This window comes from Methanobrevibacter sp. (genome assembly GCF_045644645.1).
Taxonomy (GTDB): domain Archaea; phylum Methanobacteriota; class Methanobacteria; order Methanobacteriales; family Methanobacteriaceae; genus Methanocatella.
The window spans coordinates 1-8,801 of the sequence record NZ_JAZRHE010000073.1; the positions used below are offsets into that span (position 1 = coordinate 1).

10 protein-coding genes and 1 pseudogene are annotated in these 8,801 nt (G+C 35.1%); all 11 read right to left on the reverse strand.

Annotated features, from left to right (window positions below):
- Positions 1-210: 210 nt before the first annotated feature.
- On the reverse strand, positions 211-1,191 hold the full coding sequence (idsA, locus tag ACKI4K_RS04215) for a short chain isoprenyl diphosphate synthase IdsA (RefSeq protein ID WP_407422603.1): 981 nt from the start codon (positions 1,189-1,191) through the stop codon (positions 211-213).
- Positions 1,192-1,205: 14 nt separating this feature from the next.
- Positions 1,206-2,549: an RNase J family beta-CASP ribonuclease gene (locus tag ACKI4K_RS04220; RefSeq protein ID WP_407422605.1), complete on the reverse strand. Its 1,344-nt coding sequence runs from the start codon at positions 2,547-2,549 to the stop codon at positions 1,206-1,208.
- A 3-nt stretch (positions 2,550-2,552) separates the two neighbouring features.
- Entirely contained in the window at positions 2,553-3,599 is a 1,047-nt protein-coding gene (fni, locus tag ACKI4K_RS04225) for a type 2 isopentenyl-diphosphate Delta-isomerase (protein WP_407422608.1), read from the reverse strand.
- Positions 3,600-3,602: 3 nt separating this feature from the next.
- Positions 3,603-4,403 (reverse strand): isopentenyl phosphate kinase, encoded by an 801-nt coding sequence (locus ACKI4K_RS04230; RefSeq protein ID WP_407422610.1) that lies wholly within the window; start codon positions 4,401-4,403, stop codon positions 3,603-3,605.
- A 4-nt stretch (positions 4,404-4,407) separates the two neighbouring features.
- On the reverse strand, positions 4,408-5,370 hold the full coding sequence (gene mvk, locus ACKI4K_RS04235; RefSeq protein ID WP_407422612.1) for a mevalonate kinase: 963 nt from the start codon (positions 5,368-5,370) through the stop codon (positions 4,408-4,410).
- Positions 5,371-5,379: 9 nt separating this feature from the next.
- Positions 5,380-6,225 carry an AmmeMemoRadiSam system protein B gene (gene amrB, locus ACKI4K_RS04240; protein WP_407422614.1) on the reverse strand — a complete coding sequence of 282 codons (846 nt, stop codon included), beginning with the start codon at positions 6,223-6,225 and terminating at the stop codon, positions 5,380-5,382.
- Positions 6,226-6,235: 10 nt separating this feature from the next.
- Positions 6,236-6,838 (reverse strand): 30S ribosomal protein S2, encoded by a 603-nt coding sequence (gene rpsB, locus ACKI4K_RS04245; protein WP_406532318.1) that lies wholly within the window; start codon positions 6,836-6,838, stop codon positions 6,236-6,238.
- A gap of 15 nt (positions 6,839-6,853) precedes the next feature.
- On the reverse strand, positions 6,854-7,048 hold the full coding sequence (locus ACKI4K_RS04250; RefSeq protein ID WP_407422616.1) for a 4Fe-4S binding protein: 195 nt from the start codon (positions 7,046-7,048) through the stop codon (positions 6,854-6,856).
- Between the two features lie 16 nt (positions 7,049-7,064).
- Entirely contained in the window at positions 7,065-8,312 is a 1,248-nt protein-coding gene (gene eno, locus ACKI4K_RS04255) for a phosphopyruvate hydratase (RefSeq protein ID WP_407422618.1), read from the reverse strand.
- A 138-nt stretch (positions 8,313-8,450) separates the two neighbouring features.
- Positions 8,451-8,648, reverse strand: a complete 198-nt coding sequence (locus ACKI4K_RS04260) for a DNA-directed RNA polymerase subunit K (RefSeq protein WP_292609894.1) — start codon at positions 8,646-8,648, stop codon at positions 8,451-8,453.
- A gap of 66 nt (positions 8,649-8,714) precedes the next feature.
- Positions 8,715-8,801: pseudogene (locus ACKI4K_RS04265) on the reverse strand (DNA-directed RNA polymerase subunit N); the annotation flags it as partial.

The window sequence follows — 8,801 nt, forward strand, 5'->3', positions numbered from 1 at the left end:
TAACAATATTAAAAATATATTAAGCAAATTAAAAGAATTTAAAATTGTTAATTGAAATATAAATTACTATAAATCAAAATATTAAAAAATAAAACTAAAAAAATTAAAATGGAATAGTAATACTTTTTATAAAATTATTACTATCATAAAACATAAAAAATTTTAAAAAAGTATTATCATTTTTTAGAAAATATAAAAAATTGAGAGAATTTAAGCACTTCTCTCAAGTACGAAATCTGCAATGTCTGCAAGTACCTGTTTAAATGAAGAGTCGTCCAATATTTCAAGTACTTCTTTTGCTTTATCAACAGATTCTTGAGCCAAATTGCGAGCATATTCAATAGCCCCGCAATTTGTTAAAATTTCGATTGCTTCATCTATCTCATCTTGAGAATTATTTTCAGATTTTAAGATTTCAAGTAATCTGCCATCATCAACACTTGATAAACCTTTAATTGCAATAATAGTCATCTTACCTTTGCCAATATCTGAACCGATTGGTTTGCCCAATGTTTCTTCATCACTAGCAATATCCAAGTAATCATCTTGAATTTGGAAAGCAAGACCTATTAATCTACCATATTCATACATGGCATCAATAACTTCATCGGCAGCTCCTCCCATAATGGCTCCAGCTTTTGTAGCTGCAGCAATCAAAGCACCGGTTTTTTTGAAAATCATTTCCATGTACTCATCTTCAGTTACATCAAACCTGTCTTCAAAACCCATATCAGATGCCTGACCTTCACAGATTTTAACACATGCATCCGCAACAGTAGCCAATGCCTTATTGTTTTGTTCTGAACTTGTTCCTTCAGTGCCAATTATAATTTCAAAAGCTTTTGAAAATAAAGTGTCTCCCGCAAGAATAGCTACATCATCACCCCAAACTTTATGAACAGAAGGCATTCCTCTTCTCATATCATCCTGATCCATGATATCATCATGAATAAGTGAAAATGTATGAATCAATTCAATAGCGGCTGCAGATTTTAAAGCACTTTCACGAGCACCGCCAACGGCTTCAGCAGCAATCAATGTTAAAGCCGGCCTAAGCATCTTCCCACCAGCTCTTGTTAAGTATACTGATGCTTCAGCAAGATTATCTGGAGTAATAGTGGATAATTCCTCTTCGATTGTTTTTGTAATGTCAATTGAATAACTTCCAAGTACCTGTTTTACATCACTCATTTTAATTCCCTCTTTTAACTTTTAAAAACTTGTGCTTGAGCATTTCTTAATATGTGAATATCATAACCTATTCTATAACCTTCCTCTTCAGCCAGTTCAGCATAAGCTGCAAGCATGGATAAGTCCCCGTGTGCTGGAATAATATGCTGTGGTTTGAGCATGCGTAAGAACTCTCTGTGGTCTTCTCTTCCAGCGTGACCGGAAACGTGAGCATTAGGATAAATTCTAGCACCGTTTAATTTTAATCTTCTCTCCATAATATGTCTATTAGCCGCATTAGTCGGATTTGGGATGATCGGTGCAGAAATAATAACGTTATCCCCTTTTTTGATATTGAAAGGAGTTCTTCCATTAGCAATTCTAGGAAGCAATGCATCAGGTTCTCCTTGATGCCCTGTAGTTACAAGCAAATAATTCGCTCTGTCTTCATCAGCTTTCATCAATGCTTTATTGACCGCTTTTGGAGAGCCATAAATACTTGCATTTTTTGGTAATTTTAAAATACCCAACTTTTGTGCAATACCACAGAATCTTTCCATGGATCTTCCAAGGAAAAATATTTCCCTATGGCTTTGCTTTGCAATATCCGCAATAGCCTGCACACGTTCAACGTGAGAAGAAAATGTGGTTACAATCATACCGGTTTTTTCTTGTAAAGGTCCCCTCATCACATCTTCCAAAATATTTCTGGCTATTCTTTCCGAATGAGTTTTAACTTCAGTATAATTAATAGCATTAGTGGTTTCGACAATTAATGCAAGCACTCCTTTTCTCCCTAACTCTTTTAGCCTTTTATAGTCTGGGGGAGGAGATACTTTTTGGTGATTGTCAAATTTAAAATCCAATGCATAAACAATGATTCCCTCTGAAGTATGTAAAACCGGAAATACGGCTTGTGGAATACTGTGTGTTGACTGAACAAATTCCAAAGTGATATCCTTTGAAAGCTTTAATTTGCTTCCAGGATTCAATGGCTTAATTTCATTATTTACCTTAAATTTGCGTTCCCCTTTAATTTGCTTTTCAATTAAAGCTGCAGTATATGGTGTTCCAATTAATGGTGCATCATATCTATGAGCCAATTTAGCTACTGCACCAATGTGGTCCAAGTGACCGTGAGAGAATACTATTCCTTTTACCTTACCATCAACATCCTTCATTAATGTATCGTCAGGAATAACTCCCCTTTCTATTAAATCCAAACTATGCATCCTATCGATATCAGTATCCTCGTGCATACTGATTCTGTCTAAATGAATACCCATATCAAAAATGATTACGTCCTCACCAATTTTGACAGCAGTCATGTTTTTCCCGACTTCCTGGTATCCTCCAATAGCGATAACTTCTACGCTCATGTTTTATCTCCTTGAATAAATTTTTGTGTTAATTCCTCTTTCGGTGAGCCATTCCCTTGTTTTTCCACGAATGACCAAATTAGATTGTTTTAGTTCGTTAATGTTATTAGCGCCAACTAAAAACATTGCAATTCTTAGAGAATCATTGAATCTTTCTATGAACTTATTTAATTGTTCCTGTGAAGCAGAATTCTTTAAAAATGGTAATGCCATACCGACAGCATCGGCCCCAAGAGCAATAGCTTTAGCTGCCTCAAGTCCGGTTCTGATACCTCCTGATGAAATAACCGGAACATCAACAGCATTAACAACTTCAACTGTGCTAACGGCAGTTGGAATTCCCCAATCCCAAAATATTTCACCGAGATACCTGTCCTCAGCACGATATGTTTCAACAGCAGCCCAACTGGTTCCTCCAGCACCCTCAACATCAATGTAATCCACACCGGCTTCAACCAATGCTTTTGCGGATTCTGCTGATATTCCGCAACCTGTTTCTTTTGCAACAACAGGAATATCCACTGATTCTGTAATCTGAGCAATTAAATTCAAATATCCTCTTGCATCCAAATCACCTTCAGGCTGAATAGATTCCTGAAGTGGATTGAGATGAATGGCCAAAATATCTGCATCCAACATTTCAACAGCTTTTTCAGCTAAATTCAATTGAGGTGCCCCAATATTTCCTACAAGCAAACAATCCGGAGCATTATCACGAACAACAGAATATGTGTCCATAAGTTCAGGATGTTCACAAGCTGCCCTTTGAGATCCAACACCCAATGCAATACCATTGTCTTCAGCTGCAACAGCTAATTGTTTATTAATGTTTTTTGCAGTAGGATGGCCCCCTGTAATGGCTGTTATGAATAACGGAGAGTCTAATTTTTTACCGAAAACAGAAGTTGACAAATCAATATCATTTTTATCAATTTCCGGCAGAACATTATGGATTAATTCAATGTCCTCAAATCCAGTAGTCTTATTTTTAAACTCAACATCATAATTTTCACAAATTAATAAATGCTCTAACTTTCTATCTGAAATCATATGCTAATTTCCCCTTGAAATTACTGTTCCTTTTACATCTTCATTTTCCAACACTTTGAAGATATTGTCTTCAACTTCAGCATTTATTATTTTAGATTCTATCCCCAAATCTGCTAAATATAAAAGTTCTTTAATTTTCCCAACCATTCCGCCGGTCACATCTACATTTGTAGTTCCTTCCAAGGTGTCCAAATCCTTTAAAGATGAAAATTTATCGAAAAATATTGCATCATCATGTGTTTTAGGGTTTTTATTGTATACACCATCAACATCAGTTCCTAAAACAACCATATCCGGGTTAAGATTTTTCGCCAAATATTGAATAAGCTGATCGCCTGATATGACACAAAATTCCAACTCATCATCCAATACAACATCCCCATAAATAACAGGAATGAACCCTTTGCTTAAGTATCTTTTAAAATTATCAAGATTGCCCTCAACTATTCTTTTATTGATAGCTGTCATAAAGCTAGATGCTGGAATGGCAACAACCGGCAACCCTTCCTCAATAAATGCTTCGCAAATAAACATGTTTAATTTTTTAACCGCATTTTGAATTTCGCAAAATCCTATTCTTTTTTGAGGATATTCGGACTCATCAAATGATTCGCCAATCTTATACTTCTTAGCTGGCGGATGACCAAAAGAACCCGCACCATGAACAACAATCAGCTCTTTAGCTGAATTGTCTAAAGAAGATTTAATTTCAGATGCGATTCTTTTAAGACTCTTAACATCAACTTCACTTTCGGTTGAGTCTTTATTGGTTAGAATGCTTCCACCAATTTTTAAAATTATCATAAAATCACTTGTAAACCCTTGAAGAAACTCCTTTTCGAGTGAATCTGACTTTCAATATATTATCATCGCGAGCTATAGCCTCTGCAACTTCATCAGCTTTGCCCGGACAAAGTGCAATGATACTGCCTCCACCACCAGCTCCAGTGGTTTTGGCTCCGATGGCTCCTGCTTCCCTTGCATTATAAACCATACGAGATAATTCCAAGGTATTCACGCCTAAAACATCTAAAAATCCATGGTTAATATTCATTAATTCGCCGACTTTATTAAAATCTCTTTTTAAAATAGCCTGTTTAGCATAATTGGTTAAATTTCCCATTGCGGTAATTACAGGATTTATGATTTTAGGATTCCTATTTTTTAAATTTTTAACATCCTTTACCATTTTTCCAGTGTTGCCATGTTTGGTTGTATAACCTACAACAAACGGAACATCAAAGTTAACATTAAAATGCTCAACTTTCTTATTTCTGGATAAATAAACAAGCCCTCCATATGTAGAAACTAAAGTGTCAAGGGGACTTGCAACTCCTTGAACTGCCTGTTCAACCATATGTGCATCATGAGCAATAGACTTCTTATTAAAGCGGACATTATGATATCTGTATAATGCTGCAAGAGTGGCCACAGTAACTGCGGCAGACGAACCAAGACCCGAACCAATAGGCACATTTGACGATAATGTAATCTCGATTGGAGAATGGTCGTGAGCTCTAAAAAGACATTCTAAAATGTATCTAATAATACCTGGTTTTCCTTTTGTCAATATGTATTTCTTATGACGTGTCAACAATTCAGCTTCAAAACCAATATCAGGAGCTTTAAAAACTGATAAATTAGTATCTGATTCCTTAATTGTAATGTAAGCTCTTTTATTAACTGCCCCTGCAATAGCAGGTTCGCCATAAACTACTGAATGTTCACCAAATAAAATAGTTTTTGCGGGAGCAGAAGCTTTAGCTATCATAAATACACCTTATTTAAAAACACCTGAAGCATAACCAACAACTGAGCTAAAATCTCCAGTGACATCTCCACTAGTTCTGTAACCCAGTATTTCACAATTATTCTTTCCGGACATTTTAGAAAGGGAAATTGTTGTCATTACAGGCCCGTAACCACACATGGTTATATTATACTGAATCACTTCCTCAAAAAGCTTGAATTCATTCATTTCAGAAATGTCTTCTAAAACAAACCCATCCACTTTATTAGCTTTTTCTTGATTATTAAAATGAGATAAATCAGTGCTTGCAATTACACAATAGGATTTACCCAAATTATTTCCTGCTTCAAAAATAGATTTTGCCAAATCACTAGAAGCAGTAAAAGACTGTGAACCCATAGTTACAGGAACTATCTTAAAATCATCAGAAAAATATTGTAAGAAAGGTAGTTGAACTTCAATGCTGTGTTCATAAAGATGAGCGGAAAAATCCGCTTTAGCAATATCTGAAATAGAAACTATCTCATCAGCAAATTCACTATCAACATCAATATTGCCTAAAGGAGTAATCCACTTCCCTTCATTGAAAACAGAAATTTCACTACCCAGACCAGTATGATTAGGACTCAAAATAATAAAAACTTCAGGAAAACCATTTTGAACTATGCTGCAATAACCCTTAGCGGCTATCGCACCAGAATATTGATATCCTGCATGTGGAACCATAATATGAATAGGATAATCACTACCTTCAAAGATGCCAGACTCGGGAATTTTAGAAATTCCAGACTCTAAAAAACAATCTTCAATTAGCTTTTTAAGCTCATCAGGATTATCTGGATAAAATGATCCAGCAACAGCAGGTTTTCTTAACATTTTAACTCACTTAAAATTTAAGTTCAAAGTCAGTTGCCTCAATATCCAAATCACCATCTTCAGGAATAGTTCCCCTTTCTCTTAAGATTTGTCTTGCAAGTAACCAGTAAACTAAAGCAATTGCTTTTCTACCTTTGTTGTTTACAGGTACAGCTATATCAACAAAACTGAGCAAGTTTTCTGTATCACATAATGCAACTACAGGAATACCGTTTTGTTTAGATTCCAATATTGCTTGTGCATCAGACCTTGGGTCAGTTACAACGATAATTTTAGGTTCGATAAATTTAGCATAATTCGGATTGGTTAAAGTACCTGGGATGAATCTGCCAGGAATAGTTTTTGCACCAGTAATTTCACCGAATTTTTTAACAGGAGCTTGACCATATTGTCTGGTTGCCACTACTAAAATATCCTCAGGATCGTATTTTGCTAAAAGTTTTGCAATTTGTCTGATTCTTTCATCAGTTTTTTGAATATCCAATACATATAAACCATCAGATCTTACCCTGAATATGTATTTTTCCATATCGCTGGTTTTTTGTTGAGTTCCAATATGTAAACCAGCAGCCAAATAGTTATCTAAATCAATTAAAAGTTCATCATTTACCATAATTACACCTCATATTTAATCATCATCTTCAATTTTAACACATTCGTTCGGACATACGTCCATACATACTTCACAATAACTGCATTCTTCAGGATTGACAATTTCAATTTTGTCTCCATTAAGAACTAAAACTTCCATTGGGCAGACATCGGCACATTCAGCACAGTCCGCACCATCACATTTATCATAATCAATAGTTACTTTAGCCATAAGATTCTCTCCGAACTTATTTAAATGACCCAATTTTTGGATTTGGAAGTTCTTCTTCGATACGAATTAGCTCATTTAGTTTGGCTATCCTTTCACCACCAATAGCTCCGGTTTTAATCATGGGAGAACCGAAACCTACTGCCAAATGAGCAATAGTTTCATCGGTAGTTTCACCGGATCTATGAGAAACAACAGGCACTATATTATTCTCTTTTGCTAACTTTACAGTAGCATAAGTTTCAGATAAGGAACCTATTTGGTTTGGTTTAATGATAATAGCATTTGCCGCATTCAATTCAATGCCTTTAGCTAATAGTTCCTTATTTGTTACAAATAAATCATCACCACAAATAAGACATTTATTTCCGACTTTTGCAGTTAATTGAGCAAATCCTTCGAAATCAGATTCGTCAAATGGGTCTTCCACATAAAACATTTTATATGTTTCAATGATATCTTTTACGAAATCAATTTGATCTCCGGTATCCCTTTCAATACCATCTTGAGCATAAACATATTTCTGTTTATCAGCATCCCATAACTCGGAAGCTGCCATATCTAAAGAAGGTCTAATATCAATACCTAACTCATCGCCAACTTCTTCACAAGCTTGTGCTTGAATCTCTAAAGCATTTTCATTAGTGATATTAGGTATCCATCCTCCTTCATCTCCTTTTCCACCAGTAAAATTTGAATCTCTAGTCTGTATTAATTCTTTTAATTTTTTATGAACGGAAGCATTAGCAAAAATTGCATCGCTAACATTAGTAGCTCCAACAGGAACAACTAAAAACTCCTGAATATCAGGAGCGTTAATGCCTGCATGAGCTCCCCCATTCATCATATTTCCTAATGGGAAAGGTAATTCATTAACTAAATTTCCACCAATGTACTTGTATAATGGCATGTTATAAGAGGAAGCAGCCGCTTTAACTACCGCCATAGAGATGGCCACAGTAGTGTTACCGCCAATAGCAGATAAATTGTCAGTTCCATCGATTTCTTCCAATACTTCATCAATGGTTGATATGTCCTGAGCATCCATACCTATAAGTTCAGAAGCAATGAAATCCTCCATTTCACTTACAACCCTATCTACACCACCATCAGGAAATGACACCACCTCTCTTGAACCAGTGCTTGCGCCACTTGGTGCGGCAGCTCTACCGGATCCATTCCAAGTAAGTACATCCACCTCGATGGTAGGGTTTCCTCTGCTGTCCAAAATCTTACGAACTTGGACATCTTCTATTATACTATCCAAAAAAAACACCTCAGTGTCCTTTAATTTATTACCAATATAATCTATACTCCTTAAAAAATCAGTAAGTTTCTTTATAGAGTTATGTTGGTATTTTTTATTTTTTTTAAATAAATTATTAGAATAAATAGATAAAACTATTTATTCATCTCTAATCACATCTAATGGTAAAACTCCAGCTTTGAGTTCTTCATAAGCTATGTCAATTGGATCTAAAGAGTCTTTAATATCCACTAAAGGTTTGGCTCCCATAGAAATTTGAATTGCCCTAGCTCCGAGAATCCTAGCTCTTTCAAACCTTGTTAATTTTTTTTCAACATCCATGAATATTACTTCCATTTTTAGGCATATATTTTACCAAGATTATATTTTTAATTAAAAAAATATCCCTATTAATTGAAAAATTTATTCCCAAGTTTCAACATGGGAAATTAACATTCTTCTACAACAGTATCTGTTTAAACCTAAGTCATCTAAAACATCTTTTGACTT

Bases quoted from the DNA above. Each gene is read 5' to 3' on its own strand.
- idsA (WP_407422603.1), bottom strand. From the start codon at position 1,191: ATGAGTGATGTAAAACAGGTACTTGGAAGTTATTCAATTGACATTACA.
- ACKI4K_RS04220 (WP_407422605.1), bottom strand. From the start codon at position 2,549: ATGAGCGTAGAAGTTATCGCTATTGGAGGATACCAGGAAGTCGGGAAA.
- fni (WP_407422608.1), bottom strand. From the start codon at position 3,599: ATGATTTCAGATAGAAAGTTAGAGCATTTATTAATTTGTGAAAATTAT.
- ACKI4K_RS04230 (WP_407422610.1), bottom strand. From the start codon at position 4,403: ATGATAATTTTAAAAATTGGTGGAAGCATTCTAACCAATAAAGACTCA.
- mvk (WP_407422612.1), bottom strand. From the start codon at position 5,370: ATGATAGCTAAAGCTTCTGCTCCCGCAAAAACTATTTTATTTGGTGAA.
- amrB (WP_407422614.1), bottom strand. From the start codon at position 6,225: ATGTTAAGAAAACCTGCTGTTGCTGGATCATTTTATCCAGATAATCCT.
- rpsB (WP_406532318.1), bottom strand. From the start codon at position 6,838: ATGGTAAATGATGAACTTTTAATTGATTTAGATAACTATTTGGCTGCT.
- ACKI4K_RS04250 (WP_407422616.1), bottom strand. From the start codon at position 7,048: ATGGCTAAAGTAACTATTGATTATGATAAATGTGATGGTGCGGACTGT.
- ACKI4K_RS04260 (WP_292609894.1), bottom strand. From the start codon at position 8,648: ATGGAAGTAATATTCATGGATGTTGAAAAAAAATTAACAAGGTTTGAA.